The sequence below is a fragment of the Streptomyces sp. NPDC059866 genome, from assembly GCF_042731325.1.
Taxonomy (GTDB): Bacteria; Actinomycetota; Actinomycetes; order Streptomycetales; family Streptomycetaceae; genus Streptomyces; species Streptomyces flavusporus.
Genome location: NZ_JBHWJT010000023.1, coordinates 27217 through 48667, shown reverse-complemented (window position 1 = coordinate 48667; position 21451 = coordinate 27217). Strand labels below are relative to the sequence as shown.

The 21451-nt window shown below is 70.0% G+C and carries 16 protein-coding genes and 2 pseudogenes; 2 read left to right on the top strand and 16 right to left on the bottom strand.

All coding sequences use genetic code 11. The features are described from left to right. Positions 1–4 precede the first annotated feature (4 nt). The 8 genes and pseudogenes from glyA to ACFV7R_RS31420 all read right to left on the bottom strand — a co-directional run bounded on the left by glyA (position 5) and on the right by ACFV7R_RS31420 (position 9537). Positions 5–1267, bottom strand: coding sequence for a serine hydroxymethyltransferase (glyA, locus tag ACFV7R_RS31455; RefSeq protein ID WP_385269499.1), 1263 nt, complete (start codon positions 1265–1267; stop codon positions 5–7). Beyond that, on the bottom strand, positions 1264–1653 hold the full coding sequence (gcvH, locus tag ACFV7R_RS31450; protein WP_385269497.1) for a glycine cleavage system protein GcvH: 390 nt from the start codon (positions 1651–1653) through the stop codon (positions 1264–1266). The genes glyA and gcvH overlap by 4 nt, the downstream gene beginning before the upstream one ends. A gap of 47 nt (positions 1654–1700) precedes the next feature. Then, the gene (locus ACFV7R_RS31445; RefSeq protein WP_385269495.1) at positions 1701–2882 is read right to left on the bottom strand and encodes an NAD(P)/FAD-dependent oxidoreductase; all 1182 of its coding nucleotides are present in this window, start codon (positions 2880–2882) and stop codon (positions 1701–1703) included. Between the two features lie 366 nt (positions 2883–3248). Then, positions 3249–4382, bottom strand: coding sequence for an aromatic ring-hydroxylating dioxygenase subunit alpha (locus tag ACFV7R_RS31440; protein WP_385269493.1), 1134 nt, complete (start codon positions 4380–4382; stop codon positions 3249–3251). Positions 4383–4402: 20 nt separating this feature from the next. Then, complete coding sequence (gene solA, locus ACFV7R_RS31435) at positions 4403–5551, bottom strand: N-methyl-L-tryptophan oxidase (RefSeq protein ID WP_385269491.1); 1149 nt, start codon at positions 5549–5551, stop codon at positions 4403–4405. 61 nt (positions 5552–5612) lie between these two features. Then, complete coding sequence (locus tag ACFV7R_RS31430; RefSeq protein WP_385269489.1) at positions 5613–8060, bottom strand: FAD-dependent oxidoreductase; 2448 nt, start codon at positions 8058–8060, stop codon at positions 5613–5615. Positions 8061–8096: 36 nt separating this feature from the next. Beyond that, positions 8097–8455 (bottom strand): annotated as a pseudogene (locus tag ACFV7R_RS31425) (hypothetical protein). Next, a complete protein-coding gene (locus ACFV7R_RS31420) occupies positions 8452–9537 on the bottom strand; it encodes an S-(hydroxymethyl)mycothiol dehydrogenase (RefSeq protein ID WP_385269487.1) in 1086 nt (361 codons plus the stop codon). Before ACFV7R_RS31420 ends, ACFV7R_RS31425 begins: the two are co-directional and overlap by 4 nt. A 322-nt stretch (positions 9538–9859) precedes the next feature. Between ACFV7R_RS31420 and ACFV7R_RS31415 the strand changes: the two genes are divergently transcribed. Together ACFV7R_RS31415 and ACFV7R_RS31410 are read left to right on the top strand one after the other, a co-directional pair. Next, positions 9860–10084 carry a hypothetical protein gene (locus tag ACFV7R_RS31415; protein WP_385269717.1) on the top strand — a complete coding sequence of 75 codons (225 nt, stop codon included), beginning with the start codon at positions 9860–9862 and terminating at the stop codon, positions 10082–10084. Between the two features lie 57 nt (positions 10085–10141). After that, positions 10142–10939: an IclR family transcriptional regulator gene (locus ACFV7R_RS31410; protein ID WP_385269485.1), complete on the top strand. Its 798-nt coding sequence runs from the start codon at positions 10142–10144 to the stop codon at positions 10937–10939. A 249-nt stretch (positions 10940–11188) separates the two neighbouring features. Here the strand turns inward: ACFV7R_RS31410 and ACFV7R_RS31405 are convergent, their stop codons facing one another. From ACFV7R_RS31405 to ACFV7R_RS31370, 8 genes and pseudogenes are all read right to left on the bottom strand, one after another. Next, a complete protein-coding gene (locus tag ACFV7R_RS31405) occupies positions 11189–11455 on the bottom strand; it encodes a dihydropteroate synthase (protein WP_385269709.1) in 267 nt (88 codons plus the stop codon). Between the two features lie 88 nt (positions 11456–11543). After that, positions 11544–11675 (bottom strand): annotated as a pseudogene (locus ACFV7R_RS31400) (dihydropteroate synthase); the annotation flags it as partial. Positions 11676–11769: 94 nt separating this feature from the next. Then, positions 11770–12372, bottom strand: coding sequence for a sarcosine oxidase subunit gamma (locus ACFV7R_RS31395; protein WP_385269483.1), 603 nt, complete (start codon positions 12370–12372; stop codon positions 11770–11772). Beyond that, positions 12365–15607, bottom strand: a complete 3243-nt coding sequence (locus tag ACFV7R_RS31390; RefSeq protein ID WP_385269481.1) for a sarcosine oxidase subunit alpha family protein — start codon at positions 15605–15607, stop codon at positions 12365–12367. The genes ACFV7R_RS31395 and ACFV7R_RS31390 overlap by 8 nt, the downstream gene beginning before the upstream one ends. A gap of 11 nt (positions 15608–15618) precedes the next feature. Next, positions 15619–16851, bottom strand: a complete 1233-nt coding sequence (locus tag ACFV7R_RS31385) for a sarcosine oxidase subunit beta family protein (protein ID WP_385269479.1) — start codon at positions 16849–16851, stop codon at positions 15619–15621. A 58-nt stretch (positions 16852–16909) separates the two neighbouring features. Then, positions 16910–17770 (bottom strand): bifunctional methylenetetrahydrofolate dehydrogenase/methenyltetrahydrofolate cyclohydrolase, encoded by an 861-nt coding sequence (locus ACFV7R_RS31380; RefSeq protein WP_385269477.1) that lies wholly within the window; start codon positions 17768–17770, stop codon positions 16910–16912. A 36-nt stretch (positions 17771–17806) separates the two neighbouring features. Further along, the gene (locus ACFV7R_RS31375) at positions 17807–20245 is read right to left on the bottom strand and encodes an FAD-dependent oxidoreductase (protein WP_385269475.1); all 2439 of its coding nucleotides are present in this window, start codon (positions 20243–20245) and stop codon (positions 17807–17809) included. A 225-nt stretch (positions 20246–20470) separates the two neighbouring features. Continuing rightward, positions 20471–21448 (bottom strand): ABC transporter substrate-binding protein, encoded by a 978-nt coding sequence (locus ACFV7R_RS31370; protein ID WP_385269473.1) that lies wholly within the window; start codon positions 21446–21448, stop codon positions 20471–20473. Positions 21449–21451: the final 3 nt, after the last annotated feature.

Genomic DNA, 21451 nt, shown 5'->3' with positions numbered 1-21451 from the left:
TCGGTTACAGGCCGGGGTAGAGGGGGTGCTTGTCGGCCAGGGCCTTCACCCGGGCCTTCAGCACCTCCGCGTCGTACGACGGCTTCAGTGCCTCGGCGATGACGTCCGCGACCTCGGCGAAGTCCTCGGCCTGGAAGCCGCGGGTGGCCAGCGCGGGCGTGCCGATGCGCAGGCCCGACGTGACCATCGGCGGGCGCGGGTCGTTCGGGACGGCGTTGCGGTTGACCGTGATGCCGACCTCGTGCAGGCGGTCCTCGGCCTGCCTGCCGTCCAGCTCGGACTCACGCAGGTCGACCAGGATCAGGTGGACGTCCGTGCCGCCGGACAGGACGTTCACGCCGGCCTCACGGGCGTCGGCGGCCGTCAGCCGCTCGGCGAGGATCTTCGCGCCCTCGACCGTACGGCGCTGACGCTCCTTGAACTCCTCCGAAGCAGCGATCTTGAAGGACACCGCCTTGGCCGCGATCACATGCTCCAACGGGCCGCCCTGGAACCCCGGGAACACGGACGAGTTCAGCTTCTTCGCGAAGTCCTTGCTGCGGGCGAGGATGATGCCGCCACGCGGCCCGCCCAGCGTCTTGTGCGTCGTGGACGTCACCACGTCCGCGCACTCGACCGGGTTCGGGTGCAGACCCGCCGCGACCAGACCCGCGAAGTGCGCCATGTCCACCCACAGGTACGCCTCGACCTCGTCGGCGATCCGGCGGAACTCCGCGAAGTCCAGCTGCCGCGGGTACGCCGACCAGCCGGCGATGATCACCTTCGGGCGGTGCTCCTTGGCCAGCCGCTCCAGCTCCGCCATGTCGACCAGACCCGTCTTGGAGTCCACGTGGTACGCGACCACGTTGAACTGCTTGCCCGAGAAATTGATCTTCATGCCGTGGGTGAGGTGACCGCCGTGGGCCAGGTCCAGGCCGAGGACGGTGTCGCCGGGCTGGGCCAGCGCGAACAGGGCGGCCTGGTTGGCGGAGGCACCCGAGTGCGGCTGGACATTGGCGTACTCGGCACCGAACAGCTCCTTGACCCGGTCGATGGCGATCTGCTCGGCGACGTCGACGTGCTCGCAGCCGCCGTAGTAGCGGCGGCCGGGGTAGCCCTCGGCGTACTTGTTGGTCAGGACCGAGCCCTGCGCCTCCAGAACCGCGACCGGCGCGAAGTTCTCGGAGGCGATCATCTCGAGGGTGGACTGCTGGCGCTCCAGCTCGGCGTCGACGGCGGCGGCGACCTCGGGGTCGAGCTCGTGCAGGGGCTGGTTGAACAGGGTCATCGGCAGTCTCCTTGTATGTGGGCGCAGTGGGCGGCATAGGCATCTGCGGACAGTGCGCCGGCGATGTTCTCGACCCGTAGCCTGAACAGCCAGCCGACGGTGTAGGGAGCGGCCGTGACGACGCCGGGGTCGTCGGTCAGCGCGGCATTGACTTCCAGGACCAGGCCCGAGGCGGGGGCGTACAAGCCGCTGACGGCTGTCAGTGACTCGATCTCTCCACAGTTCTCCCCCGCCTCGACCCAGGTACCGACTTCGGGCAGTCGGAGGTTGACGACGTCACCGAGGGCCTTCGCCGCGAACGCGGTGATGCCGACGGTGGCGTTGCCCTCGTCCACGACCAGCCACTCGTGATCCCAGGTGTAACGCAAGTGCCGCGGAATGCTCATGGCGGTCTCCCGTGCGGATTGCGTGAGGGGGAGTTGAGGCGGGGAACTCATGAGACGGCGGCCACGACGGCGGGAACGAGGGTGCGGCGGAGCCGGTTGAAGAACTTCGGCTGGTTGAGGGAGAGCACGGCGACGGCGGTGCCCTCGCGCCGGTAGACGGCCGTGAAGGAACGGCTGTCGACATCGCCCTCGACGACCTGGGGCTCGGCGCCGGGGGCGACGTGTCCGGCGAGCTGGATGCGCACCTGGTACTGGTCGGACCAGAAGTACGGCGCGGTGAGCGGGGCGGGGGCCGACACACCGGAGAGCAGCGTACGGGCGGCGGTCTTCGCCTGCTCGGTGGCGTTGCTCCAGTGCTCGATGCGGGCGTGCCGTCCGGTGAACGGGTTGGGGCAGCGGGCGACGTCACCGACGGCGACCACGCCCGGGACACCGGTCGAACAGCCGGCGTCGCACACCACGCCGTCGTCCACCTGCACGCCGGAACCGGCGAGCCAGTCGGTGGCGGGCCTGACACCCACCCCGACCACCACGATGTCGGCGGGCAGCACCCGCCCGTCCACCAGCCGTACGCCGGTGACCCGGCCCTCGCCGACGAGTCCCGCCACGCCGGTTCCGCACAGCAGGCGAACCCCGTGATCGTTGTGGAGCGAGGAGCACACCAGCCCCATCTCGCGCCCCAGTTGGCGTTCCAGCGGTACGTCGAGCGCCTCGACGACGGTGACGTGAAGCCCGAGCCGATGGGCGGTGGCCGCCACCTCGGCGCCGATGAAGCCGGCACCGATGACGACGACCCTGGGCAGGCCGTCCAGCAGCTCGGCACGCAGGGCCTGGGCATCGTCCAGAGTGCGCAGAGTGTGGACACCGGCCAGCCCGTCCGTGCCGGGGAGCGTCCGGGGACTGGCGCCGGTCGCGACGACGACCCCGTCGGTGCGCACATGCCGTCCTCCTGCCAGGGTGACGGTCTGGGCGACGGGGTCGAGCCGCACCGCGCGCTCGCCGAGCAGCCACCGCACGTCCAAGTCCTCGTACTCGTCCGCGTCACCGAGCGCGAGCGCGCCGGCGTCGAGGTCCCCTTTGAGGAAGTCCTTGGACAGCGGCGGGCGGTCGTAGGGGGTGTGGCGCTCCTCCCCCACGACGACGATCTCGCCGTCGTAGCCCTCTGCGCGCAGCGCGCGGACCGTACTCAGGCCTGCCAGCGACGCTCCGACGACGGTGATGCTCCTCATGCCGACTCCAGACGGGGAATTGTCTCACATAACACAACGACCTCCGCTATACGCAACATGCTTTCCGCGGGGTACGGGGGTTGTCAAGGGAGGGGTTGCATATCAGTTCCCGATGGCGCTCGACGTTGCGCATTTCGCAACGGGAGCCTGAAAGGGGTCTTGGGCGCTTACGGCTACAGCGTCGGCTCGTCCCACTGAGCCAGCAGCATGTGAGCGACGAGGAACAGGCCTCGGCCGCCTTCGTCGGTGGTGGCCGCGCTTCCTGCGGGGTCCTGCCGAGCCCCGAGCGGACAAGCCCCATAGCCCGTCCACCTGCCGGAGGGGCCGCAACAGCAGGTGGACGGGCGGTACTGAGGTGGGGAAGGGTCAGTGCGTGGGCCGCACCCCGAGTTTGTTCTGCAGCCAGGTGTGGAATTCGCCGATGTGGTGCTCGCTGGGCACCAGGACTCCGCCCTTGGCGTACGCCCGCGAGCTCATCGCCGGCTGGGTGCGCTCACATGCGTCGAAGTCCTGCTGGTTGACCCGGTGGAACAGCTCCACCGAACGGTCCACGTCCTTGCCGCTCTCCACGACGTGCGGGAGGTAGAGCCAGTCACACTCGACGATCGTGCGGTCGTGGGCCACCGGATACATCCGGTGGAAGATCACGTGGTCGGGCACGAGGTTGATGAAGACCTGCGGCCGGACGGTGATGGCGTAGTAGCGGCGGTCCTGGTCCTCGGCGACCCCGGGAATGCGGTCCAGGCCCTCCGAGCCGTCCACGGTGAAGCCCTGGACCTCCTCACCGAACTCGGCACCATGGCCCACGTAGTACTGGGCCGCGTAACCGTCCGCGAACTCAGGCAGGACTTCGGTGAGTTCGGGATGGATCGTGGCGCAGTGGTAGCACTCCATGAAGTTCTCGATGATGAGCTTCCAGTTGGCCTTCACGTCGTAGGTGATACGGCGGCCCACTTGGAGGTTCTCGATGCCGTAGCGCTCGATCGACTCGAGGTCGCCGAGCCGCTCGACGACCGCGCCCAGCACGTCCGCCTCGAAGGAGGGCGGGTTGTCGGCCAGGCACACCCACACATACCCGAGCCACTCCCGCACATGGACGTTGATCAGGCCGTACTCGACCCGGTCGATGTCCGGCATCGACGTCAGGTTCGGCGCGGCGACCAGCTTGCCGTCCAGACCGTAGGTCCAGGCGTGGTACGGGCACTGGAAGGCGCGCTTGACCTCGCCGAACTCCTCGGTGCACAGCTTGGCCCCGCGGTGTCGGCAAATGTTCAGGAACGCCTTGATCGAGCCGTCCCGCGAGCGGGAGATCAGCACGCTCTCCCGTCCGACCTGGTAGGTGCGGAAGGCACCGGGCTTGGCCAGTTCGTCGGCGCGGGCCACGCAGAACCACATGGCCTCGAAGACCCGCTCCTGCTCCTGGGCGAAGACCTCGGGGTCGGTGTAGTACTCGCCGGACAGCGTGGGGATCAGGCTGGGCGGCAGATTCGTGATGGTCATCGTGTCACCTTCGGAAGACGTCAGACGCGCACGCGGCGGGGGTCGAACAGGGCGATGGGGTGGTCGGTGGTGCCAACGGTTGCCAGGTCGGCGAGGATCTCGCCGATGACGGGGACGAACTTGAACCCGTGGCCGGAAAATCCGCAGGCCACGGTCACCTGCGGGTGTTCGGGGTGCCGGGCGAGGACGAAGTGCTCGTCCGGGGTGTTGGCGTACATGCAGGCCGCAGCTTTGAGGAAGCGGCCGGGCAGGGTGGGGATGCGCGGGCGCAGATACTCGGCCATGGCCGCGATCTCGTCCGGGTGGATCCGGCGGTCGAGGGTGTCGGGGTCGCTGGGGACGCCCTTGCGGAAGAAGGCGACCTTGGCGCCGCCGTGGGGGCCGTCGAGCGAGGGGAAGCCGTAGATCTGGGTGCCGTCGGGGTCCTCCCAGATGTAGACGGGATGCCGGTCGGCGGTGAACGGGCCGGTTCCGCCCTCGGGCTGGAACCAGTACATGACCTGACGCTCCACCGTCACGCTCACGCCGAGGTCGGTCAGGAGCTTCGGCGCCCAGGCCCCGGGAGCGATGACCAGCCGGTCGGCGGTGTAGGCGCCGCGGTCGGTGACCACCCAGGCCTTGCCACCCGGGCCGTCGGCCTCCCAGCCGAGGACCATTTCCGCGAAGTGCAGGTCGGCGCCGTGGGCCCGGGCCAGGTCCAGGTGGGCCGTGACGGTCACCTCGGGCCGGGCGATGCCGGCCTTGTGCTCGTAGAAGGCGACGTCTTCCGCCGCCGGATTGAAGGTGGGGAAGCGGCGCCGGATGTCGGCGGCGCCCAGGGTCTCGTGGTCCAGGCCCCACTCGTGGGCGCTGCGCAGGGTGCCGGCGAAGGCCGCGCTGTCCTCGCGGCCGATCACGAGACCGCCGGTTTCGGTGAAGACCTCGCGCCCGGAGTCGGTGGCGAGCTTCTCCCACAGTTCGTGGGCGCGCAGCAGCAGCGGCACGTAGGCCGGGTCCTCGAAGTAGGCCTGCCGGTAGATCCGTGATCCGCCGTGGCTGGAGCCGAGATTGTGGGCCGGGGCGAAGCGCTCCAGGCCGAGCACTCGCTGACCGCGGGCGGCGAGGTGATAGGCGGCTGCGCTGCCCATCCCGCCCAGGCCGACGACGATCACGTCGTACGAAGAGGCCATGTGTCCATCTCCTGGGAATCTTGCCGATGAGGGTGTGGTTCTGCTGGTGCTCGGAGCCGGTTCAGCGACGGATACGGGACATCTCGGGGTCGAACAGGGGCTCGGCGGCGGTGACGGCCGCGAGCTTGGCGCCGAAGTACTCGATCTCCACCGGGGTTCCGGGGGCGGCGTGTTCGGCAGGTAGCCAGGCGTAGGCGATCGGTGCGCCGATGGTGTAGCCGTAGGCGGCGCTGGTCACGTAGCCGACCGGTCGGCCGTCCACGTGGACCGGTTCGTGACCCATCACCACGGACTGCTGGTCCTGGATGAGCAGAGGGGTGAGCCGGCGGGTGACCGTCTCGTCGCTGATCCCCTCGAGTGCGGCCTTGCCGGTGAAGTGCTCCTTGGTGCGCTGGACGGCGAAGCCCAGGCCGGCCTCGTACGGGTTGTGCTCGGTGGTCATGTCATGACCCCAGGAGCGGTAACCCTTTTCCAAGCGCAGGCTGTTGAAGGCGCTGCGGCCGGCGGCGATGATCCCCAGCTCCTGCCCGGCCTCCCACAGGGTGTCCCACAGCCTGGCGCCGAGGTCGGCGGTCGTGTAAATCTCCCAGCCCAGCTCGCCCACGTAGCTCAGCCGCATCGCGGTGACCGGGACGTCGCCGAGGCAGGCCTGCTTGGCCTTGAAGTAGCCGAAGCCCTTGTGCGAGAAGTCGGTGTCGGTCAGCGGCTCGACGAGGTCGCGGGCGCGCGGGCCCCAGACGCCGAGGCAGCAGGTGCCGGCGGTGATGTCCCGTACCTGCACGGAGCCGTCACCGGGCAGGCGCCGGCGCAGCCAGTCCAGGTCGTGGTTGCCGTTGGCGCCGATCTGGAAGCGCTCGGTCTCCAGGCGGGCGATGGTCAGGTCGCTGCGGACACCACCGGCGGCGTCGAGCAGCAGGGTGTAGGTGACCGACCCGACCGGCTTGTCGAGCTGGTTGCTGGTCAGTTTCTGGAGGAAGGCGAGTGCTTCGGGTCCCGTGATCTCCAGCCGCTTCAGCGGGGTCATGTCGTACAGGGCGACGCGCTCGCGGGTGACGAGGGCCTCGGCGCCGGCGATCGGCGACCAGTAGCGGGACGCCCAGTCGCCCCGGCCGGGGACGCGGGCCACCTCGGGCAGGTCGGCGTTGGCCTCGTACCAGTGCGGGCGTTCCCAGCCGCCGCCCTCCAGGAAGACCGCGCCGAGGGCCTCCTGACGGGCGTGGAAGGGGCTGGTGCGCAGGGGGCGCGGGCGTTCCGCGGGCTGCAGCGGGTGCAGGATGTCATAGACCTCGGCGAAGTTCTGGCAGCTGCGCTCGTGCACGTACGAGGGTGCCAGCTGGACTTCCTCGAAGCGGTTGACGTCGCACTCGTGGACGTCGGTGCCGGGCCGGCCGTCGACCAGCCACTCGGCCATGGCCTTGGCCACGCCGGCCGAGTGGGTGACCCACACGGCCTCCGCGAGCCAGAAGCCCTGCACCTTGGGCGACTCGCCCATCAGCGGCATGCCGTCGGAGGTGAAGGAGAAGATGCCGTTGAAGCCCTCCTCGATCTTCGCGTCGGCCAGCGACGGGAGCAGGGCGAGGGAGTCGGCCCAGGCGCCCTCGAAGTCGGCCTCGGTGAACTCCAGCGAGGACGGCATCACGGCGTCACGCGGGTGCGCCACGTCGTCCAGGCTGACGGGCATGGGCCGGTGGGCGTAGGAGCCGATGCCGATGCGGTCGACGAGTTCGCGGTAGTAGAGGCCGGCGTCCTGGTTGCGCAGGATCGGCAGGGACGCCTCGGTGTGCTCGTCGTTTCGCCCCGCGAGCAGCGGGAGCTCGGTGGTGCGGGCGTACTGGTGGGCCATGGGCACCAGTGGCACCGGCTGCCCGACCATCCGGCCGATCTTCGGTCCCCAGAAACCGGCGCAGGAGACCACGATGTCTGCCGGGAAGGTCCCCTGGTCCGTGACGACCGCGCTGACCCGGTCTCCGGTCGTCTCGATCCCGGTCACGGTGTGGTGGGCGTGGAACCGGGCTCCGCGGGCCGTCGCCAGGCGGGCCTGCGCCTCGCTCGCCCGCAGCGCCTTGGCCAGGCCATCACTGGGGATGTGGAAGCCGCCGAGGATCCGCTCCGGGTCCAGCAGGGGGTGCAGTGCGGCGGACTCCTCGGGCGTCAGCAGGCGGCTGTCGACTCCCCAGGAGGTAAGCCAGCCGTGCCGGCGTTGGATCTCCGCGAGCCGTTCGGGGCTGGTGGCCACCTCCAGGCCGCCGACCTGCTTGAAGCACCACTGCCCGTCCAGGGTCAGAGCGCTGTACTTCTCCACCGTGTACTGGGCGAACTCCGTCATCGTCTTGGACCCGTTGGTCTGGAACACCAGACCGGGGGCGTGCGAGGTGGAGCCGCCCGTGGCGAAGAGCGGGCCCTGCTCCAGAACGGTGACGTCCGTCCAGCCGCGTGCGGTCAGTTCGTCGCTGAGTGCGCACCCGACGATGCCGGCGCCGATGATGACCACCTTCGGCTGTGCCGCCATGGTCTTCCTCCAGATTCGTGTGCTGTGACGGGCGGGTCAGTGGCCTCGGGCGATCCAGTCGTCGAGACGGGGCGCTTCGGCTCCGATCGAGGTGGTGGCGCCGTGGCCCGTGTGGACGGCGGTGTCGGCGGGGAACTTGAGCAGCCGGTCGCGAATGGAGGCGATGATGGTGTCGAAGTCGGAGAAGGAGCGGCGTTGACGTGGTCGTTGTGGGCGTGGGTGCACACGACGGCGACCAGGCGCCGGCTGCCGACGGCGGCGGCGATCGCGTCGGCGTCGATCACCAGGACCTCGTCATCGTTGCCGATCAGCCAGACGTTGTTGTCCACCTCCCAGCTGCCGCCGTCCAGTTCGAAGGTTCCGGAGGTGACGAGGTGTTCGATCCGCGCGCTCACAGGACCACCACCGAGCGCAGGACGTCGCCGTGGTGCATCTTGGCGAACGCTGCCTCCACCTCGTCCAGGCTGATCGTCTCGGTGACGAAGTCGTCCAGGTCGAAGCGGCCCTGGAGGTAGAGGTCGATCAGGGCGGGGAAATCCCGGGAAGGCAGGCAGTCGCCGTACCAGGAGGACTTCAGTGCCCCGCCACGGCCGAAGACGTCCAGCAGCGGCAGGTCGAGGGTCAACTCCGGGGTGGGGACGCCCACCAGGACGGCGGTGCCGGCGAGGTCGCGGGCGTAGAAGGCCTGCTTGAAGGTCTCGGGACGACCCACCGCGTCCACGACGACGTCGGCGCCGAAGCCGCCGGTGAGCTCACGGATCGCCTCGACGGCATCGGTCCGGGAGGAGTCGACGGTGTCGGTGGCGCCGAACTGCTCGGCCCACTTCAGCTTCCGCTCGTCGACGTCGACCGCGATGATGCGGCCGGCACCGGCCACCTTGGCGCCCGCGATCGCGGCCATGCCCACGCCGCCGCAGCCGATCACCGCGATCGAGTCGCCGCGGCCCACGCCGCCGGTGTTGACCGCGGCACCGAACCCGGCCATCACACCGCAGCCGAGCAGCCCGGCCGCGGCGGGAGAGGCGGTCGAGTCCACCTTGGTGCACTGGCCGGCGGCGACCAGGGTCTTCTCTGCGAAGGCACCGATACCGAGGGTCGGGGACAGCGGGGTGCCGTCGGCCAGGGCCATCGGCTGGGTGGCGTTGTGGGTGGCGAAGCAGTACCACGGCTTGCCCTTGCTGCAGGCCCGGCACATGCCGCAGACGGCGCGCCAGTTGAGGACGACGAAGTCGCCGGGCGCGACGTCGGTGACGCCCTCGCCGACCGCCTCGACGACACCCGCGGCCTCGTGACCGAGCAGGAACGGGAACTCGTCGTTGATCCCGCCCTCCCGGTAGTGCAGGTCGGTGTGGCAGACGCCGCAGGCCTGCACCCGCACCAGCGCCTCACCGGGGCCGGGGTTCGGCACCAGGACGGTCTCCACCGAGACCGGTGCGCCCTTCTTCCGGGCGACGACGGCGCGTACCTCGTGTGTCACGGTCGATCTCCTCGTCGAGGGGACGGCCGAATGCGATCTTCGGCCTGATGTTCTGGATGGCGAGAGGACGTCGATCGCTCCCCGGCGCGATCGACGAGGGGAGGCAGAGGACTTCACTGGGGCCCGGGTGAGGACCGAGACCGAGGCGCGTGTTTCATATTGCGCAACCTTCATCGCTATAAGCAACGATCGACCAAACTGTCTCCCTGCGAACACCCACTGTCAAGGGGTTGGCCGAGCGAACTTGCCATCCCGCTGGAAGTCGTCCGCCGGACACCCACAGACATGTAGCCGGCCCACCCCTGAGAGGCCGGCCGGCCGCATGTCGCCTGGTTCGGCGCCCTACACGGTCAGGATCGTCCGAGACCACTCCCCGCCGGCCGTCGCGGGCCGCGGGGAGCCGGTCCGTGACATCGAGGCCCAGATACTCGCCCGCGCCGTCGAGTGGCACAGCGAGAGCCGTGTGCCGGTCAACGGGAACTGCACAGTGGTCTTCCGCCGACGGGACGGGCCGGGCAACCATGCGGGCGGCCGGATCCCGCCATGAGGGTCGCCTTCCACGGCACCTGTGGAATCCATGGACACGACTGCATATAGTTGCGCTATGAGCAACTACACCGCAGATAGCGAAACAGCAGGTCCCGCGGTGAACGGAGTGCAGTCCGTCGACCGTGCCGTCAGCGTCCTGGAGATCCTGGCCCAGCGTGGCGAGGCGGGTGTCAGCGAGGTCGCCGCCGAGATCGACGTCCACAAGTCAACCGCGTTCCGTCTGCTCGGGGCACTGGAAGCGCGCGGTCTGGTCGAGCAGACGGCCGAGCGGGGCAAGTACCGGCTGGGCTTCGGGATCGTGCGCCTGGCCGGCGCGGTAACGGGCCGTCTCGACATCGCCCAGCAGGGCAGGCTGGTGTGCGAGCGGCTCAGCGAGGAGATCGGCGAGACGGTCAACATCGCGGTCCTGCAGGAGCACTACGCGGTCAACCTCTACCAGGTACGCGGCCCGGGCGCGGTCGGCACCCACAACTGGGTCGGGCAGCTCACCCCGGTGCACGCCACGTCGAGCGGGAAGATCCTGCTGGCCCACCTGCCGGAGAAGGAGCGCGCCGACGTGCTCGCGGCATCCGGAATGCAGAAACTTACGCCGCACACTCTGACCGCCAGTACGAGGCTGGGGAAGAACCTCGCCGAGACGCGGGAGCGCGGGTACGCGGTGACGCTGGAGGAATTCGAGATCGGCCTGCACGCCATGGCGGCCCCCATCCGGTCCCGCGACGGCGAGGTCATCGCCGCGCTCAGCGCCTCCGGCCCCGCGTACCGCTTCACCGAGGAGCGCATCCACGAGTTCGCACCGGTACTGATCAAGGGCGCGGAGGAGATCAGCCGCCGAATGGGCTATCTGGGCTGAGGCTCCGCAGGGGCGTCGAGGCGACGTCGTGCATCCGCAGGCACCAGACGCCCTGCGCGGCGGCGAGGACGGAACGGCGGTCGTCGCGGCATCACGCAGCCGTGCTGGGCGCGGTTGTCCCGTCGTCCGGTCCGCCAGCAAATGGCCCAGCAGCTCCCAGTTGTGCTCGGGCGCCTTGGCGAAGCCCAGCCGGGGGTCGATGATCAGGCAGCCGGGCGGGATCCTCGCCTCCAGCGCGGTCTCGATCCTCTATCGCAGCTCGTCGAGCACGTCGGTGACGACGTCGTCGTAAACGGCGTTCGCCTGCATGCCGGCGGAGTGCCCACGCCAGTGCATCACCACGTACGGCGTGCCCGCCCGGGCCATCAGCGGCAGCATCGCGGGATCGGCGAGGCCCCCTGAGACGTCGTTGATCAGTCGTGCACCCGCGTCCAGCGCGCGGGCGGCGACCTCGGCCCGCATGGTGTCGACACTGATGATCGCGCCCGCCGCGGCGAGTTCCCGGACGACGGGCAGAACGCGTCGCAGCTCCTCCTCGACCGGCGGGCGTGCCGCGCCGAGCGAAGCGAGATGGGGGTCCCCCCGGACGGAGTCTGGGGGAGGGTCGACTCACCGCCACGTCCACGATGTCCGCTCCCTGCGCGAGCAGGGCGAGTCCGTGCGCGACGGCCGCGTCCGCCGCGAACGACAGCCCGCCGTCGGAGAACGAGTCCGGGGTGACGTTCACCACGCCCATGACCAACGTCCGGCCGGGGCGTGGAAGCCCGTGCGGGTGGAGTTCCGGCGTTCCCGGGTGCGGAGCGACGGGGGGGCAACGCCATCGTGGTCGCTCAGATGTACTCCGTCGCCGCGTCGAGCAACCAGTCCGCCAGATAGCCGGCGAAGGACGAGCGGACCAGCACCCAGAATCCGGCCCTGGGTTCGCCCCGGGCGACCAGGACCACCTGCGTGCGGCCCAGTGTCGTCTGGGCGCAGCGCCCAGGCCCGAAGGCCCGCGGATGCAGGTCCAGCGGGCAACCGTGGGCCAGCAGGTCGTGGGCGCGGGGGCCCGTCATGAGGAGCGTGGTGCGCTGGGCGGAGACGTCGGTGACCGAGACCGGCTCGTCTTCCGCGGCCTCCCGGATCCGGCTCTCCAGGTCCCGTTCCCTCCCCGGCGGTCCGACCAGCAGCCACTCGTCCGGACCGAGCCACAGCGCGGTCAACTCCCCCGCGCGTACGACGGTGTTCGGCTGGAGGGGCAGTTGGAGGTCCAGTGCGAGCCCGACGGCTTCCGCCGCCGCCCCCTTGGCGTCGAGGCGCACGTTGATCTGGGCCAGGAAGGGGAGTTCGGCCAGCCGGATCGCACCCCTGGACGTGCGTGTCGCGGCGGCCAGGTGATCCGCGACGTGCGACAGAGGGCTGCGGAGCGGGGCGGTCAGGGCGTTGTCAGCCATCGCGGCGGGCTCCCTCGGGGTCGTAGAGGACGGGGCTTGCGACGGTCACCGGGACCAGTTGGTCGCCCACGGGGGCGTACAGCCGCTCGCCGATGCGGTCCCGGCCGCCCTTGATCAGGGCCAGGGCGAAGGTCCGGCCGAGGGCCGCGCTGCGGTAGCTGGAGGTGACATGGCCGAGCATCGGGACGGGCGGCGCAGGCAGTATGCCGTCGGCCACCAGGTGGGTGCCCTCCGGGAGGAAGGTGCCCGGATCCTCGGGCAGCAGACCAACCAGGTGCTTGCGGTCGGGGCGGGCGGTGTCGGCACGGGCGTAGGACCGCTTGCCGATGAAGTCGGGCTTCTTCTTCGACACCACCCAACTCATGCCGAGATCCTGCGGGGTGACGGTGCCGTCGGTGTCCTGGCCGATGATCGGGTAGCCCTTCTCGGCGCGCAGGACGTGCATGGTCTCCGTGCCGTACGGGGTGATGCCGTACGGGGCGCCGGCCTCGTACACGGCCTCCCAGAGGGCGAGGGCCTCCCACGGTGACACGTTGATCTCGTAGGCGAGTTCTCCGGAGAAGCTGATCCGGCACACCCTGGCCTCGATGCCCGCGACGGTCGTCTCGCGCCATGCCATGAACGGGAAGTCGTCGTTGGCGACGGCGAGTTGGGGCGCGAGCGAGCCGAGCACCTCGCGGGACTTCGGACCGACCAGGGCGACCGTGGCCCACTGCTCGGTCACGGACGTGCAGTGGACCTTCAGCTCGGGCCACTCCGTCTGGAGCCACTCCTCCATCCAGTCCAGGACCGTGGCCGCGTTGCCCGTCGTCGCGGTGACCAGGAAACGGTCCTGGGCGACGCGGATGACCGTGCCGTCGTCGAAGACCATGCCGTCCGGGCGGCACATCACGCCGTAGCGGATCATGCCGACCTTCAGGGTGCTCATCATGTTGGTGTAGAGCCGGTCGAGGAAGACGCCGGCGTCCGGGCCCTGGACGTCGATCTTGCCGAGAGTTGAGGCGTCCATGAAGCCCACGCTCTCGCGGGTCGCCCGGCACTCGCGCAGCACGGCGGTCTCCATGTCCTCGCCGTCCTGCGGGTAGTACCAGGGGCGCTTCCACTGGCCGACGTTCTCGAACAGGGCGCCGTGCGCGACATGCCACTCGTGGATGGCGGTCGTGCGGATCGGGTCACTCAGCGCGCCTCGGTCGCGGCCCGCGAGGGCGGCGAAGGAGACCGGGGTGTAGGGCGGGCGGAACGTCGTCGTGCCGAGCGCGGAGATGTCCACGCCGAGCAGCTCGGCGACGACGCCGCTGGCCAGGACACCGGAGGTCTTGCCCTGGTCGTTGGCGGTGCCGGCCGTGGTGTAGCGCTTGGTGTGCTCGACCGAGCGCAGACCGGCGCCGGTCGCGCGGGCCAGGTCGTCGACGGTGACGTCGCGTTGGAGGTCGACGAAACGGGGGGCGTCGGGGGTGCCCGGGACGACGTACACATGCATGGGGGGCGTCAGCCGTGGCTGAGCAGGCACCGCCGGGAGGCGGGGGGCCTCGGGCGGGTATCCCTCGGCTTCGACGGCGCGGGCACCGGCGGCCGCGCCCTGTGCCAGGACGGCAGCCGGGTCGAGGACGCCGCTCGCACTGCCCACGACCTCGACCGCCTGGTGGCAGGTGTCGGGCACGAAGGAGCCCAGCGTCTCGTCGTAGCGCAGCTTGCCGCCCGACTGGCTGAACAGGTGCGCCACCGGGTTCCAGCCGCCGGAGACCAGCAGCAGGTCGGCGGCGAACTGCCGCTGCCCCGCGGACTCTCCGTACGGGGCGACGGTCACGGCGGTGAGGCGCGTGTCGCCTTCCGTGCCGGTGACGGCGTGGTCGGGCAGGACTTCGATGCCGGCCGCCCTCGCACGCTCCGCCCACTCCCCCGGTTCGGGGCGCGTGTCGACGATCGCCGTGATGGCCAGGCCCGCCGTGGTGAGGTCCAGCGCCGCGGCGTAGGCGCTGTCGTTGGTGGTGAAGACGACCGCGTGGCGGCCGGGCAGGACGCCGTGGCGGTTGACGTGCGTGCGGGCCGAGGAGGCCAGCATCACTCCGGGGCGGTCGTTGTCCGCGAAGGCCAGCGAGCGCTCGTGGGCGCCGGTGGCGAGGACGACGCGGCGGGCGCGGATGCGCCAGACGCGTTCGCGGGAGACGTTCTCGGGGGCCTCGGCGCCGAGGTGGTTGGTACGGCGCTCGACGGCGAGGAGGTGGTTGTCGTCGTAGTAGCCGAAGACGGTGGTACGGCGCAGGACGCGGACCTCGGGGGCGGTGTCGAGCTGCCCGGTGATCTTCTGCACCCAGTCGAGGTGTTCGGCCGTGCCAAGGAGGCTGCCGCCCAGCTCCGGCTGGTCGTCGGCGAGGATGACGCGCGCGCCGCTCTTTGCTGCTGCCGCCGCGGCCGCGAGGCCGGCCGGGCCCGCGCCGACGACCAGCAGGTCGCAGTGGGCGTGTACGGCGTCGTAGCGGGCGGGGTCCGGTTCGGTGGCGAGGCGGCCCTGGCCGGGGAGGCTGGTTGCCACGAGGCCGTCGTAGAGCTCGACCGTCGTCGCGGGGAGCATCGGCTCGGGGAACGGGGCCTCGATCTGGACGACCGCGTTGGGCTCCTCCACACCGGCGGAGAAGATGCCGCGGGGGCGGCCGAACTTGATGCTGGTGCCGGCCTGGATGACGCCGTTCGCGAGGAGGGCGGAGGCGAGGGTGTCGCCTCGGTAGCCTCGGTATTCGGTGCCGTCGAAGATGAAGGTGAGGGGGGTGTCGCGGTCGATTCGGCCGCGGGTGGTGTGGCGGAACGGCTGAGTCTCGCCCCCGCCGCCCCTACCCGTCCCATCCTGAAGGGGCTCCGCCCCTTCGACCCTGCCAGGGGGCTCTGCCCCCTGGACCCCCGTCGGCCCCGAAAGGGCCTTGTCCTCAAACGCCGGACGGGCTGAGACAGCCGGCCTCGGCTCAATGGTTACCGGGCGTTCCTCTCCCGACCTGTACACCGTCAAGATCTCGTTCGTCGAAGTGTCCCGCACCGCGTTGAACCACCGGCGGCAGCCCGCCGCGTGGCTCCAGCGCTCGGCGAAGGGGCCCTTCAGGTTGTCGCGGAAGAACAGGTACCGGGCCCACTCCTCGTCGCTGAGGGACGCCGGGTCCTCCGGATACGGCACGTGGGCCTGGCCGCCGTAGTGGAACTCGGCCTCGTCGCGGGGCCCGCACCACGGGCAGGGGATGAGCAGCATGGATCGGCTCCCTAGTGGGCCACCGCGGCCGCGCCGTGCTCGTCGACGAGCGCGCCGGTGGTGAAACGGTCGAGCGAGAAGGGGGCGTTGAGAGCGTGCGGGGTGTCGTGGGCGATGGTGTGGGCGTAGACCCAGCCGACGCCCGGGGTGGCCTTGAAACCGCCCGTTCCCCATCCGCAGTTGAGGTAGAGGTTGTCGACGGGGGTGAGCCCGATGATCGGCGAGGCGTCGGGGCTGACGTCCACGATGCCGCCCCAGGTGCGCAGGACGTGGGCGCGGGCGAAGACGGGGAACAGTTCCAGGGCCGCCGACATCTGCTCTTCGATGATGTGGAAGGCGCCGCGCTGGGTGTAGGAGTTGTAGGCGTCGATGCCCGCCCCCATGACCAGCTCGCCCTTGTGGGCCTGGCTGACGTACACGTGGACCGCGTTGGACATGACGACGGTCGGGTGCACGGGCTCCAGCAGCTCCGACACGAGCGCCTGCAACGGGTGGCTCTGGAGGGGGAGTTCGATGCCCGCCATCGCGGCGAGGACCGAGGTGTGGCCCGCCGAGCAGAGCGCCACCTTGCCGGCGGCGATGGGGCCGAGGTTGGTCTGGACTCCGACCACTCGGTTGCCGACCACGTCCAGGCCGGTGACCTCGCAGTTCTGGATGATGTCGATGCCTGCGGCGTCCGCGGAGCGGGCCAGGCCCCAGGCGACGTGGTCGTGCTTGGCGATGCCGGCGCGTGGCTGGTAGGTGGCGCCCAGGACCGGGTAGCGCACGTCCGGGGAGATGTTGACGATCGGGCAGACTTCCTTGACGCCGTCCGCGTCGAGCCACTCCGCGTCCACGCCGTTGAGGCGGTTCGCCTCCACGCGGCGCACACTGTCGCGGACGTCCTGCAGGCTGTGCGCGAGGTTCAGCACGCCGCGCTGGGAGAAGAGGATCGGGTAGTCGAGCTCCTCCGCCAGTCCCTCCCACAGCTTGAGCGCGTGCTCGTAGATGCCGGCGCTCTCGTCCCACAGGTAGTTGGAGCGGATGATCGTGGTGTTGCGGGCCATGTTGCCGCCCGCGAGCCAGCCCTTCTCCAGCACGGCGACGTTCGTGATGCCGTGGTTCTTCGCCAGGTAGTGGGCGGTGGCCAGGCCGTGACCGCCACCGCCGACGATCACTACGTCGTACGACCGCTTGGGCTCGGGCGTACGCCACAGCCAGTCGGGGTGGTCGGGGAGGTCGGCGCCGGGGGTGCGGGGGCTCATCGGACGTCTCCGTCTTCTGAAAGGTGCGGATACTGCGGGTACTTGGGGACTGGAGCGTTCATGCGGCGGTGGCGTTCCTCTCGGCGGCCTCGACGACGTTGGCGAGCAGCATGGCCCGCGTCATGGGTCCCACGCCCCCGGGCATGGGGGCGAGCCATCCGGCGACCTGGGCGGCGTCCGGGTGCACATCGCCGACCAGCCCCTGGTCGGCGCGGGTGATGCCTACGTCCAGGACCGCCGCGCCGGGGCACAGCATGTCCTTGGTGACCAGGCCGGGTGAGCCGGCGGCCGCGATGACGATGTCGGCCTCGCGTACGTGCCAGGCCAGGCCCTTGGTGCCGGTGTGGCACAGAGTCACGGTGGCGTTCTCGGAGCGGCGGGTGAGGAGGAGGCCGATGGGGCGACCGACCGTGATGCCCCGGCCGATCACACACACCCGCGCCCCGGCGAGGGGTACGTCGTGGCGGCGGAGCAGTTCGACGATGCCGCGCGGGGTGCACGGCAGCGGGGCCTCGACGCCCAGGGCGAGTCGGCCGAGGTTGACAGGGTGCAGTCCGTCGGCGTCCTTGGCCGGGTCCATGCGTTCCAGTACGGCGTTGGCGTCCAGGTGGCGCGGGAGCGGGAGCTGGACGATGTAGCCGGTGCAGGCCGGGTCGGTGTTGAGCTCGTCGATCGTCTCCTCGACCTGCTGCTGCGACGCGTCGGCGGGCAGGTCCCGGCGGATGGACGCGATGCCCACCTGGGCGCAGTCGCGGTGCTTTCCGGCGACGTAGGCGTGACTGCCCGGGTCGTCGCCGACCAGCACGGTGCCCAGGCCCGGCGGGCGGCCGACGGTGGCCGTCAACTTGGCTACGCGCTCCCCGAGTTCGCGGCGGATGTCGGCGGCGGTCGCCTTGCCGTCGAGCAGCTGTGCGTTCACCGGCGGTGTTCCTTCCCTCGGAGTCGACTCTGGGTGTCAGCCACGGAGGCGAGACATGGTGGGGTCGAACAGGGGCTCCTCGGCGACGACCGCCTCGACGCGCTGGTCGAAGTAGCCGATGTGCACGGTCGTGCCGGGGGCGGTGAGCTCGGCCGGGAGCCAGGCGTAGGCGATGCCCTTGCCGATCGTGTAGCCATAGGCGGCGCTGGTGACGTAGCCGACCGCACGGTCCCCGTCGTACACCGGCTCCTTGCCCATGACCACCGACCGCGGGTCGTCGATGGTGAGGCAGGTCAGCTTGCGCCGCACGTTTTCCTTACGGCGCTCCAGCGCGGCCTTGCCGATGAAGTCGTTCTTGTCGAGCTTGACGGCGAAACCGACGCCGGCCTCGTAGGGGTCGTGCTCGTAGGTCATGTCGGTGCCGAAGGAGCGGTAGCCCTTCTCCAGCCGGAGGCTGTTGAAGGCGCCGCGGCCGGCGATGACGCCGCCGAGGGGCCCCGCCGCCTGCCACAGGGTGTCCCACAGCTTCAGGCCCTGGTCGGCGGTGGTGTAGAGCTCCCAGCCGAGCTCACCGACGTAACTCAGGCGCATTGCGGTGACGGGCACCGAGCCGATGTAGGCGCGCTTGGCGCGGAAGTACTTCAGGCCGTCGTTGGAGAAGTCCTCGTCCGTCAAGGGTTGCAGGACCTTGCGGGCGAGCGGGCCCCACAGGCCGATGCAGCAGGTGCCGGGGGTGATGTCACGTACCTGGACCGTGCCGTCGGTGGGGAGGTGGCGGGTGAACCAGTCGAGGTCCAGGTTGCCGTTGGCGCCGACCTGGAAGAGGTCGCGGGCCAGGCGGGCGACGGTGATGTCGCTGCGGATGCCACCGTCGTGGTCGAGGAGCAGGGTGTAGGTGACCGAGCCGACGGACTTGGCGACCTTGCCGGTGCACAGGCGCTCCAGGAAGGCGGAGGCGCCTGGGCCGCTCACCTCCAGGCGCTTGAGGGCCGTCATGTCGTACATCGCGACGGTCTCGCGGGTGACCTGCGCCTCGGCGCCGACGATGGGAGACCAGTACTGGGCTGCCCAGTCGTTGGGGGTGGGAATGCTACGGCCTTCGACCAGGGACGCGTTGGCCTCGTACCACTGCGGGCGCTCCCAGCCGTTCGCCTCCAGGAAGAAGGCGCCGTGCTCCTGCTGGCGAGGGTGGAAGGGGCTGGTGCGGATCGGACGCGGGTCACCCGAGGGCTGGAGGGGGTGGAGGATGTCGTAGACCTCCACGAAGTTCTGGCAGTCGCGGGCCAGGACGTACTCCGGGGACAGCTGGTGCGGCTCGAAGCGGTTGACGTCGCACTCGTGCAGGTCGAAGGACGAGCAGTGGCCGTCGACCAGCCATTCGGCCATCGCCCGCCCCACGCCCGCGGAGTGGGTGACCCACACGGCCTCGGCGACCCAGAAGCCCTTGACGTCCGGGGACTCGCCGAGGAGCGGGAAGTTGTCGGTGGTGAAGGAGAACAGGCCGTTGATGCCCTCCTCGACCTTCGCTTCCATGGTCGCGGGGAGCAGGGACTGGGTCTCGGTCCAGGCGTCCTCGAAGTCCTCCTCGGTGAACTTCAGGACCGACGGCATCTGGTCGGCCTCGTCCACGGAGAGGATGTCGTCGGCGGAGATCGGCATCGCGCGGTGGCCGTAGTAGCCGATGCCCAGGCCGTCGAAGCGGTCGCGGTAGTAGAGGTCGGCGTCCTGGTGGCGCAGGATCGGGCGGACCGCTTCCTCGGTCTGGCCGGCCAGGGCCGGGACGGGGCCGGTCCAGGCCAGCTGGTGGGCGAGCGGCGTGAGCGGCAGGTTCATGCCGACCATGCGGGCGATCTTCGGGCCCCAGATGCCGGCGCAGCACACGACGATGTCGGCGGGGATCTCGCCCTGGTCGGTCAGGACGCCGGTCACCTCGCCGTCGGCCCGCAGTACGTCGAGGACCTCGTGGCGGGCCAGGAAGCGCACGCCGCGCTCGGTGGCCCGGCGGATCTGCGCCTCGACGGCGAGGACGGCCTTGGCGAGGCCGTCCGTCGGGACGAGGAGGCCGCCGAGGACCTTGTCGCGGTTGACCAGCGGGTGCTGCTCGACGCACTCGTCGGGAGTCAGGATCCGTGACTCGATGCCCCAGGCGGAGATCCAGCCGTGGCGGCGGTGCAACTCCGCGAGACGCTCGGGGGTGGTCGCCACTTCCAGCCCGCCGACCTGCAGGAAGCAGGGCTTGCCGTCGACATCGAGGGAGCAGAACTTCTCGACGGTGTAGCGGGCCAGCTCGGTCATGGTCTTGGAGGAGTTCGTCTGGAAGACCAGGCCCGGGGCGTGCGAGGTGGAGCCCCCGGTGGCGGGGAGCGGGCCCTGGTCGACCACGGTCACTTCGGTCCAGCCTCGCGCGGAGATCTCGTCCGCGAGTGCCGCGCCAACGACGCCCGCTCCGATGATGACCACTCGCGGTCCCGCCATCGCCGCACCTCCGGTTTGATAACCAGTCGAGCCGATCCAGTTGCTGTCTACGCAACTTGATTCAGGTTGCGCAACTCAATGTGCCTTCCGTGCAGGTGGGTGTCAAGGGGTCCGCGACCTCGGAAAACCGGCCGGAACACGGCAATGCCCGGTGGGCGGTGCGCACCCCGCGCACACCGCCCACCGGGCATGTTCCGACCGGCTTCCGACTCCCGACTTCCGGCGCTACTTGAGCCAGGCGTCCACCTTGTCGCGGTTGGCCTCGACCCATTTCTCCGCCGCCGCCTCGGGGGTCATCTTGTCCACCGCGATGTACTTCGCCACGACGTTCTGGTCGTCGTTCGTCCAGGTGAAGTTCTTCACCAGGTCATAGGCCGGGCTGCCCGACTCGGCGAACTTCGCGCTGACGATCTTGTCCAGCTTGTACACGGGGTAGTCGCAGTTGACCTTCTCGGCGTCGGCGTCGCAGCCCGCCTTGTACTCGGGCAGCTTGACCTTCACCAGCCGTACCTCGGACATGAACCACTGCGGCTCGTAGAAGTAGCCGATCACCCATTCCTTGTCCTTCTCCGCCTTGCGGAAGGCCTGGATGAGGGCGGTCTCGCTGCCCGCGTACACGACCTTGTAGTCCAGCTTCAGGTTCTTCACCAGGGCCTCGTCGTTGGTCACGAACGACGGGTCGCCGTCGAGGAGTTGGCCCTTGCCGCCGGACTCGGACGTCTTGAACTCGGCCGCGTACTTGTTGAGGTTGTTCCAGTCGGTGATGTCCGGGTGTTCCTTGGCCAGCCACGGCGGCACGTACCAGCCGATGAGGCCTTCGTTGCCGGTCGGGCCGGCGTCGACGGCGGTCTTCTGGTCGGTGATGTACTTCTTCTTCAGGTCGTCGTGGCCCCAGTTCTCGACGACGGCGTCGACCTCGCCCGTCCCGAAGCCCTGCCAGGCGATCTCTTCCTTCAGGTCCTTCTTGGTGACCTTGCAGCCGAGGTCGTTCTCCGCGACGTAGGCGATGACCGCCGCGTTGGCCTCGTACCCCACCCACGGGTTGACCGCGAGGTTGAAGGTGCCGCACTTGCCGGAGCTGCCCGAGCCGCCGGCCTCCGAGGAACTGTCACCGACCTTCGCACCGCCGCAGGCGGTGAGGGTGAGGCCGAGGACCGCTATGCCGGCCGCGCCGACTCTCCACTGTCTTGCTTGCCCTGCCATGGT

What these genes read in the sequence shown, in the direction of transcription:
- ACFV7R_RS31410 (WP_385269485.1), top strand. Translation starts at nt 10,142, where the DNA reads ATGAGCAACTACACCGCAGATAGCGAAACAGCAGGTCCCGCGGTGAAC.
- ACFV7R_RS31370 (WP_385269473.1), bottom strand. Translation starts at nt 21,448, where the DNA reads ATGGCAGGGCAAGCAAGACAGTGGAGAGTCGGCGCGGCCGGCATAGCG.
- ACFV7R_RS31385 (WP_385269479.1), bottom strand. Translation starts at nt 16,851, where the DNA reads ATGAGCCCCCGCACCCCCGGCGCCGACCTCCCCGACCACCCCGACTGG.
- glyA (WP_385269499.1), bottom strand. Translation starts at nt 1,267, where the DNA reads ATGACCCTGTTCAACCAGCCCCTGCACGAGCTCGACCCCGAGGTCGCC.
- ACFV7R_RS31390 (WP_385269481.1), bottom strand. Translation starts at nt 15,607, where the DNA reads ATGCTGCTCATCCCCTGCCCGTGGTGCGGGCCCCGCGACGAGGCCGAG.
- ACFV7R_RS31440 (WP_385269493.1), bottom strand. Translation starts at nt 4,382, where the DNA reads ATGACCATCACGAATCTGCCGCCCAGCCTGATCCCCACGCTGTCCGGC.
- ACFV7R_RS31375 (WP_385269475.1), bottom strand. Translation starts at nt 20,245, where the DNA reads ATGGCGGGACCGCGAGTGGTCATCATCGGAGCGGGCGTCGTTGGCGCG.
- ACFV7R_RS31415 (WP_385269717.1), top strand. Translation starts at nt 9,860, where the DNA reads ATGTCGCCTGGTTCGGCGCCCTACACGGTCAGGATCGTCCGAGACCAC.
- gcvH (WP_385269497.1), bottom strand. Translation starts at nt 1,653, where the DNA reads ATGAGCATTCCGCGGCACTTGCGTTACACCTGGGATCACGAGTGGCTG.
- solA (WP_385269491.1), bottom strand. Translation starts at nt 5,551, where the DNA reads ATGGCCTCTTCGTACGACGTGATCGTCGTCGGCCTGGGCGGGATGGGC.
- ACFV7R_RS31430 (WP_385269489.1), bottom strand. Translation starts at nt 8,060, where the DNA reads ATGGCGGCACAGCCGAAGGTGGTCATCATCGGCGCCGGCATCGTCGGG.
- ACFV7R_RS31445 (WP_385269495.1), bottom strand. Translation starts at nt 2,882, where the DNA reads ATGAGGAGCATCACCGTCGTCGGAGCGTCGCTGGCAGGCCTGAGTACG.
- ACFV7R_RS31395 (WP_385269483.1), bottom strand. Translation starts at nt 12,372, where the DNA reads ATGGCTGACAACGCCCTGACCGCCCCGCTCCGCAGCCCTCTGTCGCAC.